This is a genomic window from Abyssibius alkaniclasticus (assembly GCF_020447305.1).
Classification (GTDB): domain Bacteria; phylum Pseudomonadota; class Alphaproteobacteria; order Rhodobacterales; family Rhodobacteraceae; genus Abyssibius; species Abyssibius alkaniclasticus.
The window spans coordinates 20732-38423 of record NZ_CP095732.1 but is presented as its reverse complement, the minus strand read 5'-3'; the positions used below and the strand labels follow the sequence as shown (position 1 = coordinate 38423).

At 63.3% G+C, this 17692-nt stretch carries 14 protein-coding genes; 7 read left to right on the top strand and 7 right to left on the bottom strand.

Features of this window, described 5'->3' with window-relative positions; genetic code table 11:
- Nucleotides 1–30 precede the first annotated feature (30 nt).
- Nucleotides 31–3432 (top strand): indolepyruvate ferredoxin oxidoreductase family protein, encoded by a 3402-nt coding sequence (locus LGT41_RS00175; protein WP_274127967.1) that lies wholly within the window; start codon nt 31–33, stop codon nt 3430–3432.
- 10 nt (nt 3433–3442) lie between these two features.
- Here the strand turns inward: LGT41_RS00175 and LGT41_RS00170 are convergent, their stop codons facing one another.
- A complete protein-coding gene (locus LGT41_RS00170) occupies nt 3443–3673 on the bottom strand; it encodes a sulfurtransferase TusA family protein (RefSeq protein ID WP_274127966.1) in 231 nt (76 codons plus the stop codon).
- A gap of 92 nt (nt 3674–3765) precedes the next feature.
- Here LGT41_RS00170 and LGT41_RS00165 point away from each other — a divergent pair, with 92 nt between their 5' ends.
- From LGT41_RS00165 to LGT41_RS00155, 3 genes are read left to right on the top strand one after another with little or no spacing between them, the layout of a single operon-like run.
- Nucleotides 3766–4509, top strand: coding sequence for a cytochrome c biogenesis CcdA family protein (locus tag LGT41_RS00165; protein WP_274127965.1), 744 nt, complete (start codon nt 3766–3768; stop codon nt 4507–4509).
- A 36-nt stretch (nt 4510–4545) separates the two neighbouring features.
- On the top strand, nt 4546–5748 hold the full coding sequence (locus LGT41_RS00160; RefSeq protein WP_274127964.1) for an alpha/beta hydrolase: 1203 nt from the start codon (nt 4546–4548) through the stop codon (nt 5746–5748).
- Complete coding sequence (locus LGT41_RS00155) at nt 5741–7129, top strand: cytochrome P450 (protein WP_274127963.1); 1389 nt, start codon at nt 5741–5743, stop codon at nt 7127–7129. Before LGT41_RS00160 ends, LGT41_RS00155 begins: the two co-directional genes overlap by 8 nt.
- Before the next feature lie 12 nt (nt 7130–7141).
- Here the strand turns inward: LGT41_RS00155 and gshB are convergent, their stop codons facing one another.
- The 5 genes from gshB to rsmI form a co-directional block, all read right to left on the bottom strand.
- Nucleotides 7142–8083, bottom strand: coding sequence for a glutathione synthase (gene gshB / locus LGT41_RS00150; RefSeq protein WP_274127962.1), 942 nt, complete (start codon nt 8081–8083; stop codon nt 7142–7144).
- Nucleotides 8084–8246: 163 nt separating this feature from the next.
- On the bottom strand, nt 8247–9407 hold the full coding sequence (locus tag LGT41_RS00145) for an amidohydrolase (RefSeq protein WP_274127961.1): 1161 nt from the start codon (nt 9405–9407) through the stop codon (nt 8247–8249).
- Between the two features lie 12 nt (nt 9408–9419).
- Nucleotides 9420–10088 (bottom strand): class I SAM-dependent methyltransferase, encoded by a 669-nt coding sequence (locus LGT41_RS00140; RefSeq protein ID WP_274127960.1) that lies wholly within the window; start codon nt 10086–10088, stop codon nt 9420–9422.
- A gap of 26 nt (nt 10089–10114) precedes the next feature.
- Nucleotides 10115–10459: a YraN family protein gene (locus tag LGT41_RS00135; protein WP_274127959.1), complete on the bottom strand. Its 345-nt coding sequence runs from the start codon at nt 10457–10459 to the stop codon at nt 10115–10117.
- Nucleotides 10456–11310 carry a 16S rRNA (cytidine(1402)-2'-O)-methyltransferase gene (rsmI, locus tag LGT41_RS00130; RefSeq protein ID WP_274127958.1) on the bottom strand — a complete coding sequence of 285 codons (855 nt, stop codon included), beginning with the start codon at nt 11308–11310 and terminating at the stop codon, nt 10456–10458. The genes LGT41_RS00135 and rsmI overlap by 4 nt, the downstream gene beginning before the upstream one ends.
- A gap of 120 nt (nt 11311–11430) precedes the next feature.
- On the opposite strand from rsmI, the gene LGT41_RS00125 reads away from it, so the two are divergent.
- From LGT41_RS00125 to murJ, 3 genes are read left to right on the top strand one after another with little or no spacing between them, the layout of a single operon-like run.
- A complete protein-coding gene (locus tag LGT41_RS00125) occupies nt 11431–12606 on the top strand; it encodes a penicillin-binding protein activator (protein ID WP_274127957.1) in 1176 nt (391 codons plus the stop codon).
- 17 nt (nt 12607–12623) lie between these two features.
- Nucleotides 12624–15389 (top strand): [protein-PII] uridylyltransferase, encoded by a 2766-nt coding sequence (locus LGT41_RS00120; protein WP_274127956.1) that lies wholly within the window; start codon nt 12624–12626, stop codon nt 15387–15389.
- The gene (gene murJ / locus LGT41_RS00115; protein ID WP_274127955.1) at nt 15386–16933 is read left to right on the top strand and encodes a murein biosynthesis integral membrane protein MurJ; all 1548 of its coding nucleotides are present in this window, start codon (nt 15386–15388) and stop codon (nt 16931–16933) included. Before LGT41_RS00120 ends, murJ begins: the two co-directional genes overlap by 4 nt.
- On the opposite strand, the gene LGT41_RS00110 is transcribed toward murJ, so the two are convergent.
- Nucleotides 16930–17655: a rhomboid family intramembrane serine protease gene (locus tag LGT41_RS00110; RefSeq protein ID WP_274127954.1), complete on the bottom strand. Its 726-nt coding sequence runs from the start codon at nt 17653–17655 to the stop codon at nt 16930–16932. The two genes, murJ and LGT41_RS00110, sit on opposite strands and share 4 nt — an antisense overlap.
- Nucleotides 17656–17692: the final 37 nt, after the last annotated feature.

Below are 17692 nucleotides of genomic sequence, written 5' to 3'. Positions count from 1 at the left end.
GAGACCAATTCGCAACCCAGGAGGCCCAGCATGACATTGCGCGACGTATCCTTACACGACCGTTTCGACCTTTCCAAACAGCATGTGCTGCTGTCGGGCACACAGGCGCTTGTGCGCCTGCCGCTCATGCAAAAGGCCCGCGATGCGGCGGCGGGCCATAACACGGCGGGCTATGTCACGGGCTATCGCGGCTCGCCGCTTGGGGCGGTTGACCAGCAATATCAGCGCGCGGCAAAAGATTTGCAGGCCGCCGATATCACCTTCAACCCCGGCCTGAACGAAGACCTTGCCGCCACCGCCATGTGGGGCACGCAGCAGGCCGAGCTGCGCGGCGAGGGGCGCTTTGATGGCGTGTTCGGCCTGTGGTATGGCAAGGGGCCGGGGGTGGATCGTTGCGGCGATGTCTTCCGCCACGCCAATTTTGCCGGCACATCGGCGCTGGGGGGCGTGCTGGTGGCAATGGGCGATGACCATACCGCCGAAAGCTCGACCACGCTGCACCAGTCCGAATTCGCGCTCGTCGATGTGATGATGCCCATTCTCGCCCCCGCCGGTGTGCAGGAATTGCTCGATTACGGCATCTATGGCTGGGCCTTGTCGCGCTATACCGGCTGCTGGGTTGGCATCAAATGCCTCAAGGATACGGTTGAAGCGACCGGCGTGGTCGATGGCACGCCCGAGCGTGTAACCGTAAAACTGCCGACAGATTTCGAGTTGCCCGCCGATGGGCTGAACATCCGCCTCAACGACACGCCCGCCGAGCAAGAGGCGCGCCTGCACGATTACAAGCGTTTTGCCGCCGAAGCCTTTGGCCGCGCCAACAGGCTCGACCATCCGGTGCTGCCCGCCAAGGGCGCGAAAATCGGCATCGTCTCATCCGGCAAATCATGGCTCGATACCATTCAGGCGCTCCAGCTTCTGGGCATCGATGAAGCAATGGCCAAAAAGCTGGGCATTTCCACCTACAAGGTTGGCATGGTCTGGCCGCTCGATATGCAGAGCTTCCGCGACTGGTCGGAACATCTCGACCTGATCATCGTGGTGGAAGAAAAGCGCAAGCTGGTCGAGGTGCAGATCAAGGAAGCCATTTTCAACGACCGTCATGGCCGCCGTGTCATCGGCTGGAAGCATGAAAACGGCGAAACGCTGTTCTCGGTGAAAAAGGCGCTCGACCCGGTTGGCATTGCCCGTGGCCTTGCCCGCGTGCTGCGCGAAGAAGGCGCGTGGGATAGCAAGCTCGACCCCGCCGCCGCTGCGATTGATGCCGCCGCCGTGGCCGATAATACCCCCTCTATCGCCAAGCGCTTGCCGTATTTCTGCGCCGGTTGCCCGCATAACTCCTCAACCAAACTGCCCGAAGGTGCCCGCGCCTATGCGGGCATCGGCTGCCACTGGATGGTGCAGTGGATGGACCGTGAAACCACCGGCTTCACCCATATGGGCGGCGAGGGGGCCAATTGGGTGGGCGAGGCGCCCTTCTCGTCACGCGACCATATTTTCCAGAATCTTGGCGATGGCACCTACAACCATTCCGGCTCGCTCGCCATTCGCGCGGCCTTGGCCGCCGGGGTGAACATCACCTATAAAATCCTGTTCAATGATGCTGTTGCCATGACGGGCGGGCAGGCCAATGAAGGCGGGCTGACCGCCCAGCAAATCGCCCATGAAGTGGTGGCGATGGGCGTTGAAAAACTGATCGTCGTTTATGATGACAAGGAAGATGTCGACCCGGCGCAATTCCCGCGCGGGGTGGACATGACCGAGCGCGCGAACCTGATGGATGCGCAGACCCGCCTGTCCAAAATCAAGGGCGTCACCGCGCTGCTCTATATCCAGACCTGCGCCGCCGAAAAGCGCCGCCGCCGCAAGAAAAAGCAGTTCCCCGACCCCGATAAGCGCATTTTCATCAACCCCGATGTGTGCGAAGGCTGCGGCGATTGCGGGGTCAAATCCAACTGCGTGGCGATTCTGCCGCTGGAAACCGAGCTTGGCCGCAAGCGCCAGATCGACCAATCGGCCTGCAACAAGGATTTTAGCTGCGTGAACGGCTTTTGCCCCAGTTTCGTAACCCTTACCGGGGCCAAGGTGAAAAAACCAAAGGCTGAATCGGTGAACATTCCCGACCTGCCCGCACCCGCCTTGCCCGCCATCAACGGCACGTTCAACATTGTCGCCACCGGCGTTGGCGGCACGGGTATTGTGACCGTGGGCGCCTTGCTGGCAATGGCCGCGCATCTGGAAGGCAAGGGTGCTGGCATGATGGAAATGGCCGGCCTTGCGCAAAAAGGCGGCGCCGTCACCGTGCATTGCCGCATTGCCAACACGCCCGAAGATATTTCAGCCGTGCGCGTTGCCAATGGCGAAATGGATGCGCTGATCGGCGGCGATATCGTCACCTCGTCGGGCACACCCAACCTTGGCCTCATGTCGCGCGGGCGCACGCGCGCCATTTGCAACAGCCATGAAATCATCACCGGGGCCTTCACCAAGGATACCGAATTCTCATTGCCCGGCGATCAGATGGAAACCGCCCTGCGCGGGCGCATCGGCGCGGATGCGCTGACCATGATCGAAGCCACCCGCATGGCCGAGCGTTATCTGGGCGATGCGATTTACGCCAATGTGCTGCTGCTGGGCGCGGCCTGGCAGGCCGGGCTTGTGCCACTGGGGCTGGAGGCGCTTGAACGCGCGATCGAGCTGAACGGCGCGGGCGTTGCGGGCAACAAGCTGGCGCTGAAGGTCGGGCGCTGGGCCATCGCCTTTCCCGAACAGGCCCATGCTTCGGATGCCCCAAAAGCACCGCTGGACCTGGAGGCCACAATCGCCTTTCGTGCCGACCATCTGGCGAAGTTCCAGAACGCCAAACTGGCCGCGCGCTACAAGGCCCGCATTGCTGGCGCGCGCGAAATCGATGCCGATTTTGCGATGGCCCTGGCCAAGGGCTACCACAAGCTGCTGGCCTACAAGGATGAATATGAGGTCGCCCGCCTGCACCGAGAAACGCTGGAAAAGGCCGTGGCCGCCCAGTTTGAGGATGTGCGGAACATGCGCTTCCACATGGCCCCGCCCATCTTTGGCCGCAAGGATAAGTCGGGCAACCCGGTGAAGTCTGAATTCGGCCCCTGGATGATGCGCGCCTTTGGCCTGCTGGCGCGCCTGAAAGGCCTGCGCGGCACATGGGCCGACCCGTTTGGCCGCAGCGCCGAGCGCAAGATGGAGCGCGCGCTGATCACCCAATACGAGGGCGATATGGACAGGGTTTCGGCCCGTTTCACGCCTGAAACGGCGGAAACCTGCATCGCGCTGGCCGAACTCCCGCTCAAGATCCGCGGTTTTGGCCATGTGAAACTGGCCGCCGTCGGCCGGTTTGAAAAAGACCGCGCCGCCCTGCTGGCCGCGCTCGATTCACCGCAGAAAATGGCCGCCCAATAGGGCGGTCAGCTCACCCTTTGCGAATCAGGTAGGCGCGCAGCCTGCCTGAAACCACTTCACTGCCCAGCAATTCATGCCCGGCCTCCGTGCAGAAATGCGGCACGTCGATCACCGCGGCCGGGTCATCGGCCAGCAGGCGCAAAACCTGCCCCGGTGCCAATGCCAACAGCCGTTTTCGTGCCTTCAGCACCGGCAGCGGGCATAGCAGCCCCTGCGCATCTAGCTCGTGATCAACCCTCATGCAGCATTGCTAATTCGGCGGTGCAGGCCTGTCCACGGGAATGTGACAATTCATCCCGTGACGCCAGCAGGATTGCGCGCTAACAAGGGCGCATGTTTGGAATAGATGTCTTCACGGCAGCGCTGCTGCCCTCCGTGCTGGTGGCGCTTGTTGGCGGTTTTATCAGTTTCATTTCCCCCTGCGTCTTGCCGGTCGTGCCCGCCTATCTGTCTTACATGACGGGCGCATCGCTCGATGATATGGGCGCGCGCCGCGGGCGCGCCTTGCTCACCGCCATATTCTTTGTGCTGGGCCTGTCTACCGTGTTCCTGCTGCTGGCCATTGGCGCAACCGCGCTGGCAGGCAGCATTGCCGGTTTCAGGCAATGGTTTCCCACCATTTCGGGCATCGTGGTCATGCTGTTCGGCCTGCATTTTCTGGGCATCGTCCGCATCGGCATCATGAATCGCGAAGCACGGTTCAAAACGGGCGACCGTGGGGGCACCCCGTTCGGGGCATATGTGCTTGGCGTCGCCTTTTCGCTGGGCTGGGCGCCCTGCATCGGCCCGATTCTCTCCACGGTTCTGGCCATTGTCGCGCAAGAGCAATCCATGTCCCGTGGCATGGTGCTGATGGGCGCCTATGCCTTCGGGCTTGGCATTCCCTTCTTGCTTTTCGCCCTCTTCTTCGGGGCGTCACGCAAGCTGATGACCGTGCTTTTGCGCCATATGGACAAGATCGAGCGGATCTCGGGCCTGCTGCTCTGGACCATCGGGCTGATGCTGCTGACCGGCCAGTTCACCCGCATTTCCTTTTGGCTGCTCGAAATGTTTCCGTCGCTTCAAAATATCGGCTGATCTTGCCAAGCGACGGGCGCACCCTATGCTGGGCGCATGAGCGCCGCCGCCACCTTGCAAAAGCCAGAAACCATCCGCCGCCGCGCGGTATTCGTGCTGCCCGGATATGACCCGGCCCCGCCGCGCCGCTACCGCGAGATTTACCGCAGCGAGGCGGCAAAACAGGGCGAAATCACCGGCCAGAGCATTGGCCTTTCACCCGCCAGCCGCCCCGCCCCGTTTTATGGCTGGCAGGTCAGCGCGCAGCAGGCGGGCAGATCAACCCACAGCGCGCATTGGATATTGCCGTGGAATGACCTTGTGCGCAGTTCCATGAAGGCGGGGATTTTCGGCATTTACCCGCTGGCCCTGCGCACGGGCTGGACCTATCTGAAGGGTGGCGCGCTCTGGGCGCTGCTGCGCCTGCGCTGGCAGCCGATGCTGGCGGTTTTCTACCCGCTGGCGGTGCTGATGGGGCAGGTGCTGGTCGCCACTGCCGGTGCTGCATTGGGCTGGCAGCTTGCCGGCTGGGCGGGGCTGGCGCTGGGCCTTGGCGCAAGCCTTGCCGGCGCCGAATATCTGCGCCGGCAGGACAATCGCACCTATATTTACTATCTGCTGCATCTTTATGCCTTTGCGGCGCGCAACATGGCCCGGCCCAACCCCGACCTTGCGCGGCGCATGAATGCGCTTGCCGACCAGGTGCAGGCCGCGCTGGATGATGGCGTCGACGAGGTGCTGGTCGTCGGCCATTCGCTTGGCGCGCAGCTTGCGACCGATCTGCTGGGCGATATGCTGCGCGACGGGCGGCTGAACGGGCCGGGCCATGTTGCGCTGCTCACGCTTGGCCAGGTCATCCCGATGATGTCGTTTTTGCCTGCCGCGCAGCGCCTGCGCCAGAACCTGCGCGCTGTTGCCGCCAGCAGCCGTATTTTCTGGCTCGATGTCTCATCCCAGGCCGATGGCGGCTGTTTTGCACTTGCCGATGCGGCTGCGGTCAGCGGGGTGGCGCCACAGGGGGCGCAAAACCCGCTGGTTATTTCAGCCGCCTTCGCCGACACCGTGGAAGGTGCTGAAACACAACGCTTTTTCGCCCGTCATTTCCAATATTACCGCGCCTTCGCCAGGCCGGAAAACTATGACTATTTTGCCATAACCGCCGGGCCTTTGCCTTTGGCGGCGCGTTATGCCGGGCGCAAGAATTCGCCGCAATGCATCTTAAAACCCTTTGTCAGGGTTCAGGATGGGCCAGATGGATGAGTTGCCCGCCCGCCCGAAAACCTACCCCAGGGGCCGCAGCCTGCGCCGCCAGATCCGCGATTTTCGCGGTGATCTGTTTGCCGCCCTGCCCGAGCGGCTTTACCGCGCCTGGATGGCCGAGCGGCGCAACCTGATCTATCGCAGCTACATCATCAACCAGCCGGACCTTGTGAAAACCGTGCTGCAGGACCGGCCCGATGATTTTCCGAAATCGCCCATTATCCATGATACTTTGCGCGGGCTTCTGGGCAATTCGGTGTTTGTGACCAATGGCGCAACCTGGCGCGCGCAGCGGCGCATCATCGACCCGGCATTCGCGCGCGGCAATCTGCGCAGCACCTTTCCGGCCATGCAGGCAGCAGGGCGTGCCGCGCTGGCGCGGCTGGCGGCGGGCAGGGTGGAGATGGAGTTTGAAACCGCGCATCTGGCTGCCGATGTCATCTTCCGCACATTGTTCTCAACCCCGATTGACAGCGATGACGCGAGCCGCGTTTTCACCGAATTTCGCAACTACCAGCGCGCGCAGCCGCTCTGGAACCTTCCGGGCCTTCTGCGCCTGCCGCGCTGGGTGCCGCGCTTTCATTCCCGCGCTTCGCGCCGCGCGGCGGCCGAGATTCGCCGCATCCTGCTGACATTCGTCAACGCCCATGCGGCGCGCATTGCGGCGGGCGATATTCCGGTGGATCTGGCCGGCAAGATCATGACCACGCCCGACCCTGAAACCGGCCGACTGTTCAGCGCCCAGGACATGGTCGATCAGGTGGCGATATTCTTTCTGGCAGGGCATGAAACCTCGGCCTCGGCCCTGTCCTGGGCCTTGTATTTGCTGGCGAAATTTCCCGAGGCCCAGGCGCGCGTGGCAAGCGAGGCCAGCCTGTGCGACCCGGCGACGATGGCGTTTTCCGACCTGTCGAAACTGGCCTTCACCCGCGATGTGTTCCGCGAAACCCTGCGCCTGTATCCACCCGTGCCGATGATGCCCCGCCAGACCGTGAAAGCCGAGCCGATGCGCGACCGCGTGCTGCCAAAAGGCGCGCTGGCCATCCTGTCGCCCTGGCATTTGCACCGGCACGAACGGCTATGGGACAACCCGCACGGCTTTGACCCGGATCGTTGGCAAACCGAGAATGGCAAGGCCTGCGCGCGCGATGCCTATATCCCGTTTTCCGCCGGGCCGCGTGTTTGCACCGGCGCGGGGTTTGCAATGGTTGAAGGGGTTTTGCTGCTGGCGATGCTGGTGTCACGCTGGGAATTTGCGCTGTTCGAGGGGCAGGAGCCCCGCCCGCTGGCGCATCTGACGGTGCGCGCGGCGGACGGGGTCTGGCTGGAACTGAGGCCGCGCGCGGTTGCGGCGGCAGATGCCTCCGGCGGGGATATTTAAGAGCAAAAGATGTCAGGTGCGTTTGGCCTCGATCGCCTCCCACATTTTTTCGGCGGCGTTGATTTTGCTAAATCTTTCAAGCTCCTGGATGCCGGTGGGTGAGGTGACATTGATCTCGGTCAACCAGTCGCCGATCACGTCGATGCCCACGAAAACCTGCCCCTTTTCGCGCAGAAGCGGGCCGATGCGGGCGCAGATTTCGAGGTCGCGCGCGGTCATGTCCACCTGTTCCGGGCGGCCGCCGACATGCATGTTCGAGCGGGTTTCGCCGGGGGCGGGCACGCGGTTGATGGCGCCGACCGGCTCGCCGTTGATGAGGATCACGCGCTTGTCGCCTTTGGACACGGCGGGCAGAAATTTTTGCGCGATGAGCGGTTCGCGGTTGATGCCGGAGAAGAGTTCATGCAGCGAATTGAGGTTGCGGTCATCGGGGCCGAGGCGGAAAACGCCCGCGCCGCCATTGCCGTAGAGCGGTTTGAGGATGATGTCCAGGTGCTTGGCCTTGAAGGCTTTCAGCATGTCGAGATCGCGTGCGATCATCGTCGGCGGGGTCAGGTCGGGGAAGGTCAGGACCAGCAGTTTTTCGGGGTAGTTGCGCACCCAGAACGGGTCATTCACCACCAATGTTTTGGGGTGGAGCATGTCGAGGATATGGGTTGAGGTGATGTAGGACATATCGAAGGGCGGGTCCTGACGCAGCCAGATGACATCCATCGAGGACAGGTCCAGAACCTCTTGTTTTTCAAGGGTATAGTGGTTTCCCTTTTCGCGGCGCACGGTCAGGGTATGGCCGCTTGCGGTGATTTTACCCTCGTCGAATGTGAGCTTGTCGGGGGTGTAGTAAAACAGCCTGTGGCCGCGCGCCTGTGCTTCGAGCGCGATGCGGAAGGTGCTGTCGGCATCAATGTTGATCGGGCCGATCGGGTCCATCTGGAAGGCGACGCGCAAACTCATATTGGGCTCCATTTTGTTCCGGGGCAGAATTGGCCGTTTGTTAACGCAGATGCAAGAGGCGGCGTTTTATTGTTACAATGTAACCGCGTTTTCGTGCATTTTTGCGCATTTTGCGTGCATTTCTGGCCAGTCAAGCACCCTTAAATCCTTAACGGATAGTGAATTAACCATTTTTCGCGCGGCCGAGCAGATCGCGCGCGATGGTGTTGAAAATCGCGACTCCGGTCGGGATGAGATCGTCGGGGAAATCGTAATCGGGGTTGTGGAGCGCGGCATGGTTTTCGCCGGGGCCAAGGCAGAGCATGGCGGCTTTTGCACCCCAGCCGAAGACGCCAAAATCTTCCGAGGCGCGCATGGGCAGATTGTCTTCGCCATGTTTGATGCCGAGCGTATCCATCGCGCGGCGGGCGATTTCGGTGGCCTCGGGATTGTTGATGGAGGCGGCGAAATTGTCGTGGATTTCGAAGGCGGCGGTAAGGCCGGATTGCGCGGCGGCGGCTTCGGCCAAAGCCCGGGCTTCGGTGAGCAGGGCGTCCATCGCGGCGTCGTGTGTTGTGCGCAGCGTGGCGAAGAGTTTGCCAGTGCCGGGGGCGATGCCGAAACTTGGCTCGCCAAGCGCGGCATGGGTGATGGTGACAAGGCGGAACGCGTCATCCAATTCGCCGCCAGTGCCAAGCGCGCCAAGCGCGGGGATGAGGCTGGCGATGGCCAGAGCGGGCGAGCGCCCGTCTTCGGGGTTGGCGGCATGGGCGGTTTTGCCGCTGAGCGTAATGGCCAGCCCGAGCGAGGCGCAGTTGATGAGGCCGGGGCGGGTGGAGACATAGCCGAAAGGGCGGCCCGGCTCGTTATGGATGGCGAAGGCGTAATCAGGCGCGATGGCGGCGAAGGCGGGGTCGGCAACCACGGCGCGCGCGCCGGAGCCGTCTTCCTCGGCCGGTTGGAACATCAGCACCACGCGGCCCGTGGCGATGGGGCTGCGGGCAAGCAGGCGGCCGAGGCCGAGCAGCATGGTCATATGCCCGTCATGCCCGCATAAATGCCCCTTGCCTTCGATTTGCGAGCGCCACGGGGCGGTGGAGATTTCGGGAATTGGCAGCGCATCAAGCTCGGCGCGGAACAGCACGGTGGGGCCGGCTGCGCCGCTGTCAAACACCGCAGCAACGCCGTGGCCGCCAAGACCGGTGAGGATTTTACTTGGGTGAAGCGGGCCAAGGGCTGCGGTGATGCGCTTGGCGGTTTCAGCCTCTTGCCCCGAAATTTCGGGGAATTTGTGCAACGCGCGGCGAAAGGCGGTGAGGTCGGCAATATCGGAATTTGTGAGCATTCTAGCCTGCATTCATGGCGCGGTGGCGACCCAGCCGCGAAAGGTGAAGCCCTGATAGAATTGGGCAATTTCGGTGAAGCCGGCTTCGGTTAGCGCGGCCATTTCGTCTTCGGGTGACAGGATGGGCAGCTTTTGCGCGATGGCCTGCGCGCCTGCGCGGGCTTTGGCGGGGTCGGCACCATCGGGCGTGGCAAAATCGGCATAGCGGTTGAGCCAGCTTTCGGCCTGACCGGCGGGAAAGCTGTGATGCGCGATGATCAGCGGCGCGCCGGATTTGAGGCGGCGGCGCAGTTCGGCAAGGGTGTTGACGCGTTCAGCGCGCGGCACGAAATGCAGGGTGAGGATGCAGGTTGCGCCATCGAACGGGCCGGGGGGCGCGGTGTCGATATAGCCCTTAACCAGCGTGGCGCGCGCGGCCAGCGGGCCAAGGGTTTGGCGGGCGAGGGCAAGCATTTCGGCCGAAGGGTCAACGCCCGTGAAGCGCCAGTTCGGGTGGCGCTGGGCGAAAGCCCTGAGTTCAAGCCCGCCACCGGCACCAAGCACGAGGATTTCGGCATTGTCAGGCGCGCGTTCGGCCAGCAGAATCGCGGCCATGCGCTGAAGGTCGTGAAAGCCGGGCACCTGCTGGGCGGGGCGGCTGGCATAATTCGCAACGGCTTGGGCATCGGTGAAGCTGGACATGATGCAAGGCTAGGGGCTGGCGCGGTTTATTGAAAGCAGTTTTGCAGGATTTCGAGCGCGCCCGTGCGGTTGACGAGCGCAAGGTCGAAGCGGGCATTCTGGTTGGCCGGGCATTGGGTTGCGAGATAGATTTCGGCAGCGGCCAGCAGGCGGGCGGCCTGTTTGGGGGCCAGCGCCGCGGCGGCGGCATCATGGCTGCGGCGGGCCTTGACCTCGACGAACAGCACGGTTTCGCCATGCCGGAAGATCAGGTCGATCTCGCCAGCTTTGCTGCGCCAGCGGCTGGCCAGCAGGGTGGCGCCCAAGGCGGTGTAATGGCGCGTGGCGATGTCTTCGGCGGCAAGGCCGTTCTGGTAGTTGCGCCCGCTCATTTGGCAAGGTCGAGCGCGCGGGCATAGACCTGTTTGCGCGGCAGGTCGAGTGCCTCGGCCACGGCGGCCACGGCATCTTTGAGCGAGTGGTTCGCCAAGGCGCTGGTCAGGGCCGAATCCAACGTCTCGGCAGAGCGTTGAATGGCGACAGGCGGGCCAAGAACGATGACGACTTCGCCGCGCGGGGCCGGTTCGGCGGCATATTCAGCGGCCAGGGTGCCAAGCGCGCCCCGGCGCACCTGCTCGAATTTTTTCGTCAGCTCGCGGCACACCGAAGCCGGGCGCGCATCGCCATAGGCCGTGGCCATGCCGGCAAGGCAATCGGCCAGGCGGCGGGGTGATTCGTAAAACACCAGCGTGGCGGGCACGGCGGCCAGATCGGCCAGAAAGCGGGCGCGCGCCGCCGCCTTGGGGGGCGGAAAGCCTGCAAACATGAACCGGTCGGTCGGCTGGCCGGCCACGGCCAGGGCGGCAAGCAGGGCCGAGGCACCGGGGGCGGCATAAACCGGCAGGCCCTGGGCGATCATCCCTTGGGCGAGCGCATAGCCGGGGTCGGCCACCATAGGGGTGCCGGCATCGGAAACATAGGCCAGGCTTCGCCCTTCGGCCACGGCAGCCAGCAGGCGCGGGCGCTGCTGTGCGCCGTTATGGTCATGATAAGGCAGGATTTTGCGGCCATTGAGCGCGATGCCGTGAATCTCCATCAGGTGGCGGGTGTTGCGGGTATCTTCCGCCGCAAGCATATCGGCGCTGGCCAGAATATCGAGCGCGCGCAGGGTAATGTCGCGCGCCGCCCCGATGGGCGTGGCCACCAGATACAGACCGGGGGCAAGGCTGGGGGCGCTGGGCATATGAAAATTCCGGTCGTTTACATGTGGCGGCTCACGCCTTACCTTTTCGCATCGGACGTTTTACAATACAACCGTTCCAAACGCCGCCCGCATTGATGGGCGCCAAAATGAGGATTGGCCATGTTCGCGCCGTTTAAGAGATTTTTCAAGCCGCTGGCCCTTGTATTGGCCTTTTCGGGCCTTGCCGCCTGTGAATCCCTGCCCGCCGCCACCCGCGCGGTGGACCCGAATGAACCGGTGATCGTGGCGCTGCTGGTGCCGCTCGGCTCGGGCAATGAGGTAACCGACCAATTGGCGCAATCGCTGATCAACGCCGCCCGCATGGCGCAAAGCGATATTCGTGGCGCGGTGGTCGATGTGCGGGTCTATGAAACCGCGGGCACGGCTGAAATGGCGACAAGTGCCGCCACACGCGCGGTTGCGGAAGGTGCGCAAATTATCGTCGGGCCATTGTTTTCGCCCGCCACAACCGCGGCGGCGAGCGTGGCGCGCAGCGCGGGTTTGAACGTGCTGAGCTTTTCAAACAATACCAGCGTGGCGGGGGGCAATGTATTTCTGATGGGCGTGACCTTTGAGTCGGTCGCCGACCGGCTGGTCAGCTATTCGGTCAGCCAGGGAATGAACCGCTTTGCCATTGTCCACCAGGACGGGCTGGAGGGTGAGGCCGGGCGCGCAGCGGTTGCGGGCGCGATTGGCCGCAATGGCGGCAACCTTGTCACCACGCTGAACTACGCGCGCAACATTCAGGAAATGAGCGACCGTGCCGATGAAATTGCCCCCGCGCTGAAAGGCAGCGGCGCCAATGCGGTGTTTTTCACCGACAGCCCGCTTGGCGGCGTTGGCTATATGGCCGCAAGCCTGGCCACGCGCAACTATCGCGGCGGGCGCGATGCGCAGTTCATGGGGCTGACCCGCTGGGACACCAGCCCGGAAATGCTGGATGCGCCCAGCCTTGAGGGTGGCTGGTTTGCCGTGCCCGACCCCGACCTGACCGCGCAGTTCGAGGCGCGCTATCTGGCGGCCTATGGGGCTGAGCCGCACAACCTTTCGGGCCTGGCCTATGACGCGATTGCCGCCGTGGGCGCGATGATTGCCAGCGCCCGCGCCGAAGGGGCCAGCAGCGCGTTTTCGGCCGCACGCCTGACCAGCCCCGAGGGGTTTGCCGGTGTGAACGGTGTCTTCCGCTTCAATGCCAATGGCACCAACCAGCGCGGCCTTGCCGTGATGGAAGTGGGCGTGGGTGTGGCAACGATCGTCTCGCCCGCGCCGCGCAGCTTTGGGGCCTCTGGCAGCTAGATTTGGGCAAAACGCATATGGATATGATGATGGGCGGGCTGATCGGCTCGCCCAACGCGATTCTGGACGGCAAGGCGCTGGAGCGCGCGCTTGCGGCCGCCACTCAGGATGGCACGGATCTGGCCGATTTGCGCGCCCGCGCCGTGCCGGTGCTGGCCACGGCCCTGCAGGAGGGGCGCGCGGTGATTGCCGCTGCCTTGGAGGCGGACCCGTTCGCCGCGCGCAGCGCCACCCGCGCCTATAGCTGGCTGACCGACCAGATTGTGCGCGCGGTGCTGGATTTCGCACAAACCCGCCTGCACCCCAACCCGATGCCCACCGCCAGCCAGCGGCTAAGCGTGCTGGGTGTGGGCGGCTATGGGCGCGGGGAAATGGCACCGTTTTCCGATGTCGATCTGCTGTTCCTGACGCCCTATAAACAAACCGCCTGGGGCGAGAGCGTGATTGAGAGCGTGCTGTATACCCTGTGGGATTTGAAGATGAAGGTCGGGCACGCCACCCGCACGATTGACGATTGTCTGCGTCTGGCGGCCGAGGATATTACCATTCGCACGGCATTGCTGGAGCATCGGCGCATTTGTGGCGATGCGGCCTTGGCGCGGTTGCTGACCCAGAAGCTGTGGCGCAACCTGTTTCGCAATACGGGGCCGGAATTCATTGAACAAAAGCTGGAAGAACGCGCCCAGCGCCACAGCCGCAATGGCGGCGCGCGCTATGTGGTGGAGCCGAATGTCAAAGAGGGCAAGGGCGGGTTGCGCGACCTGCAAACCCTGTATTGGATTGCCAAATACCTGAACAATGTCGAGGGCGGGGCGGCAATGGTCAAGGCCGGCGTGCTGCGCGATGACGAGTTCGAGGTGCTGGACCAGGCCGAAAGCTTTTTGTGGACGGTGCGCTGCCAGTTGCACCTGCTCAACGGGCGCGCGACCGAGCAACTGACCTTCAACAACCAGGTCGATGTCGCCGCCCGGCTTGGCTTTATCGACCATGACGGGATGCGCGGTGTCGAATGGTTCATGCAAAGCTATTTCCTTCATGCCAAGGATGTGGGCGAGTTGACGCGCGTATTCCTGAGCGGGCTGGAGGCCCAGCATGTGAAAAAGCGCGCCAGCCTTGGCACGACGCTGCGCAACGCCTTTACCTTTGGGCGCGGCGGCCTGCCGGAAGGTTTCAATCTGACGCATGGGCGGCTGAATGTGGATGACAAGAAGGTGTTTGCCTCTGATCCGCGCAACTTCATGGAGCTGTTTGAAGAGGCGCTGAAAACCGAAACGCTGATCCACCCCGATGCCATGCGCGTGGTGGCCCGCAACCTTGACATGATTGATGAAAATTTCATTCACGACCCGCGGGCCAATGAAATTTTCATGGAATTGCTGCTGGATCACAACAACCCCGAACGCGCGCTGCGCCGCATGAACGAGCTTGGCTTTCTGGGGGCGTTCATGCCGGAATTCGGCCGGATCGTGGCGATGATGCAGTTCAATATGTATCACGCCTACACAGTCGATGAACACACGATCCAGTGCATTTCGGTGCTGGCGCAGCTTGAGGCGGGCGCGCTGGTGGAAGACCTGCCCGTGGCCAGCGGGATTTTGAAGCGCGGCGTGAACCGGCGGGTGATGTATGTGGCGCTGATGCTGCATGACATTGGCAAGGGTCTGCCCGGCGATCATGCGCTTGCGGGCGCAGAAATTGCCCGCAAGGTGGCCCCGCGCCTGGGGCTGGAGCCGGGCGAGGTGGATACCGTTGTCTGGCTGGTGGAAAACCATTTGCTGATGTCGGATGTGGCGCAAAAGCGCGACCTGTCGGACCCGCGCACGGCGCAGGATTTTGCCCGGCAGGTGAAATCGGTCACGCGGCTGAACCTGCTGACCGTGCTGACGGTCTGCGATATTCGCGGCGTGGGGCCGACGACATGGAACAACTGGAAGGCCATGCTGCTGCGCGATTTGCACGCCCAGGCGCTGGATTGCCTGACCGATGGCAGCCAGACTGCCAGCGCCAAAGAGCGCGAGGCCGAGGCCAAGGCCGCTTTGCGCGCCGCCCTGCAGGGCTGGGACGCGGCGGCGCTGGATGCCGAATGCGCGCGGCATTATCCGCCCTATTGGCTGGGTTTTGATGGCGAAACCCATCAGATTTTTGCCGAGATGAGCCTGAGCCAGACCGAGGGTGCAAGCTCGTCCATAACACAAGACCCGGCGCGCGATGCGACGCGGGCCTGTTTCATGATGGCGGACCACCCTGGTATTTTTGCGCGGCTGGCCGGCGCGCTGGCGCTGGTGGGGGCCAATGTGGTCGATGCGCGCACCTATACAAGCAGCGACGGAGTGGCCACGGCGGCCTTCTGGATTCAGGATGCCGAGGGGCACCCGTTTGAAGTGTCGCGCCTGACCCGGTTGCGCCGGATGATCGACAAGATCTTGAAGGGCGAGGTGATTGCCCGCGACGAGCTGCAAAGCCGTGGCAAGCTGAAAAAGCGCGAGCAGGAATTCCGCGTGCCCACGACCATCAGCTTTGATAACGAGGGCAGCGAGATTTACACGATCATCGAGGTGGATACGCGCGACCGGCTTGGCTTGCTGCACGATCTGGCGCGCACGCTGACGGCCTGCAATGTGTCCATATCCTCGGCCATTATCGCCACGTTTGGCGCGCAGGCGGTCGATAGTTTCTATGTGAAAGACCTGTTCGGGCACAAGCTGCATTCCGAAAGCCGCCGCAAACAGGTTGAAATGCGGCTGCGCGAAGCGATTGATGCCGGGCGCGAGGCGATAACGTGAAGCCGATCAGAATGCTTGGTGCCTTCGTCACCGTGGGCGGCTGGACCTTGCTGAGCCGCCTGCTCGGGTTCATCCGCGATGTGATGATCGCCGCATTCCTGGGTGCAGGGCCGGTGGCCGAGGCGTTTCTGATAGCCTTTGCCCTGCCCAACATGTTCCGCCGCTTTTTTGCCGAAGGGGCGTTCAACACCGCCTTTGTGCCGATGTTCGCCAAGCGCATCGAAACGGGGGAGGATGCGCAGAGCTTTGCCAATTCCGCAGCCGGCGTGCTGGGGCTGTTGCTGATTGCGCTGTGCCTGCTGGCGCTGGTCTTCATGCCCTGGCTGGTCTGGGCAATGGCCAGCGGGTTCGAGGGTGATGAACGTTTCAGCCTTGCGGTGGGCATGGGGCGGATCGTGTTTGTCTATATCCTGTTCATTTCGCTGGCGGCTTTGGCGTCGGGGGTGCTGAACGCGCTGGGGCGGTTTGCGGCGGCGGCAGCCGCGCCGGTTTTGCTGAATGTCATCCTTGTCGCCTTCATGCTGCTGGCCCCGTATCTGGGGCTGGCGGTGGGCGATGCCCTGGCCTGGGGCGTGCCGGTGGCGGGGGTTGCGCAGCTGGGCATGGTCTGGTTTGCAGCAAGGCGCGCAGGGTTCACGATTGTGCCGCGATTGCGCTTTTCGCCCGCGCTGAAGCGGCTGGCGATTGTTGCGGCCCCGGCGGCCCTGGCGGGCGGGGTGGTGCAGGTGAACCTGCTGGTGGGCCGTCAGGTGGCGAGCTTTACCGATGGGGCGATTGCCTGGCTTTCCTATGCCGACCGTTTGTATCAACTGCCGCTTGGCGTGGTGGGAATCGCGATTGGCGTGGTGCTGCTGCCCGAATTGTCGCGCCGCCTGGCGGCGGGCGACGGGCCGGCCGGGCAGGCGGCGCTGAACCGCGCCGCCGAATTTGCGCTGCTGCTGGCCCTGCCTGCCGGCATGGCGCTGCTGGTGGTGCCGCATTTGCTGGTGTCTGTGCTGTTCGAACGCGGGGCGTTCATGGCCAGCGATACCTCGGCCACCGCCTTGGCGGTGGCGATTTACGGGCTGGGCCTGCCGGCCTTCGTTCTGCAAAAAGTGGCCGCACCGCTGTTTTTTGCCCGCGAAGACACGCGCCGCCCGTTCTACTATGCGCTATGCTCGATGCTGGTCAATCTGGTGCTGGCCGTGGGGCTGATGCCGTGGCTGGGCTATCTGGCCGCGCCGGTGGCCACGGGCGTTGCAGGCTGGGCCATGCTGGGCCTGCTGCTTTGGGGCGCGCGCGGCTATGGCGTGGCGGCACAAATGGATGCGCGCCTGCGCCGCCGCGTGCCGCGCCAAATGGCGGCGGCGCTGGTCATGGGCTTGGGTGTCTGGCTGCTTGGCCAGGCGCTTGCCCCCTGGCTTGATGGCGGGAGCGGCGCGCGGTTTGCCGCCCTTGGCCTGGTCGTGCTGACGGGCGCGGTTGTTTATGGCGGCGTGCTTGTGGCGATTGGTGGTGCAAAACTGTCCGATTTGCGCCAGCCGCGCCGCCAGCCGCGCGCTTAGCCGCCGCGCAGCCGCTCTATAATGCGCCGCGCCGCGCCGGGGGCCAGCATATAGGACAGGCCGAAACCCGTGGCAAAGGCGGCAAGCTGGCCAACCCAATAGTCGTTCGGTTGCAGGAACAGATAGGCGACCAGGTTGAAGATCGCCAGGAATATCAGGATACGGAAGGCAGGCCAGACCGGCTCTCCCTGAAATTTGCGGAAACGGTATTCTGTCCAGCAATAGCCGCCGATCAGCGCGCAGCTCGGCTCGAACAGCCCGATCATCGGCTGGCCGGAGCTTGAGACGAGCCCATAGGCGAGACCGGCCACAAGAATGCCCGCCCCAAACAGCGCCAGCGTTGCCCAGATGGAAAAGCGCAGCGAGACCATGCGCCCGAAGGCCAGAAAGATCGCCGCCCCGATCAGCGCATCCGGAATGCTCCAATGCAGGAACGGGTAGGTGATGAAGCTGAGCGCCAGTTTCGGCTGGCTGAGGAACGCCTCCAACCCATTGGTGCGGAAATGCTCGAACACGCCATCAAAAAACCCGAAATTCTGGATGGCTTCCAGCCGCCATGCCAGCGCGCCATCGCCGCCTATGATGCCCCTGTCAGTGAGCTGGAACAGGGCTTCCAGCAGAAGGGCCGCCCCCGCGATGACCAGCAGAATCGGCGCAATCGGGTTCAGCACCGAGTTGCTGTCATAGGCGATGGGTTTTTGAACTGGTTTGAGGTTTGTCATGTCGGCTCCGCTTCAGGGCTGCATCTAGCGCAAAAAT

Coding starts and splice junctions, on each gene's coding strand:
- LGT41_RS00175 (WP_274127967.1), top strand. CDS start 31: ATGACATTGCGCGACGTATCCTTACACGACCGTTTCGACCTTTCCAAA.
- LGT41_RS00170 (WP_274127966.1), bottom strand. CDS start 3,673: ATGAGGGTTGATCACGAGCTAGATGCGCAGGGGCTGCTATGCCCGCTG.
- LGT41_RS00165 (WP_274127965.1), top strand. CDS start 3,766: ATGTTTGGAATAGATGTCTTCACGGCAGCGCTGCTGCCCTCCGTGCTG.
- LGT41_RS00160 (WP_274127964.1), top strand. CDS start 4,546: ATGAGCGCCGCCGCCACCTTGCAAAAGCCAGAAACCATCCGCCGCCGC.
- LGT41_RS00155 (WP_274127963.1), top strand. CDS start 5,741: ATGGATGAGTTGCCCGCCCGCCCGAAAACCTACCCCAGGGGCCGCAGC.
- gshB (WP_274127962.1), bottom strand. CDS start 8,083: ATGAGTTTGCGCGTCGCCTTCCAGATGGACCCGATCGGCCCGATCAAC.
- LGT41_RS00145 (WP_274127961.1), bottom strand. CDS start 9,407: ATGCTCACAAATTCCGATATTGCCGACCTCACCGCCTTTCGCCGCGCG.
- LGT41_RS00140 (WP_274127960.1), bottom strand. CDS start 10,088: ATGTCCAGCTTCACCGATGCCCAAGCCGTTGCGAATTATGCCAGCCGC.
- LGT41_RS00135 (WP_274127959.1), bottom strand. CDS start 10,459: ATGAGCGGGCGCAACTACCAGAACGGCCTTGCCGCCGAAGACATCGCC.
- rsmI (WP_274127958.1), bottom strand. CDS start 11,310: ATGCCCAGCGCCCCCAGCCTTGCCCCCGGTCTGTATCTGGTGGCCACG.
- LGT41_RS00125 (WP_274127957.1), top strand. CDS start 11,431: ATGTTCGCGCCGTTTAAGAGATTTTTCAAGCCGCTGGCCCTTGTATTG.
- LGT41_RS00120 (WP_274127956.1), top strand. CDS start 12,624: ATGGATATGATGATGGGCGGGCTGATCGGCTCGCCCAACGCGATTCTG.
- LGT41_RS00110 (WP_274127954.1), bottom strand. CDS start 17,655: ATGACAAACCTCAAACCAGTTCAAAAACCCATCGCCTATGACAGCAAC.